Origin of the sequence: Bacillus sp. AFS041924 (assembly GCF_002577195.1) — a bacterium.
Taxonomy (GTDB): Bacteria; Bacillota; Bacilli; order Bacillales; family Bacillaceae_G; genus Gottfriedia.
The window spans coordinates 1-237 of sequence record NZ_NULG01000085.1 but is presented as its reverse complement, the minus strand read 5'-3'; the positions used below and the strand labels follow the sequence as shown (position 1 = coordinate 237).

The window sequence follows — 237 nt, the reverse complement described above, 5'->3', positions numbered from 1 at the left end:
GACATCACTAAATAAAGGCAGACTCCAAGGGACCTGCATACGACGATGAGCGAACTGAAGACTATTTCCATACGTGGTGCGCGCGAGCACAATCTCAAGGGCATCGATCTTGACCTGCCACGCAACAAGCTGATCGTCATGACCGGCCTTTCCGGCTCCGGGAAATCGTCGCTCGCCTTCGACACCATCTATGCCGAGGGCCAGCGCCGCTATGTCGAAAGCCTTTCGGCATACGCA

The 237-nt window shown here is 55.7% G+C and carries 1 pseudogene; it reads left to right on the top strand.

The features are described from left to right. Nucleotides 1-45 precede the first annotated feature (45 nt). A pseudogene (locus tag COC46_RS15780) lies at nt 46-237 on the top strand (hypothetical protein); the annotation flags it as partial.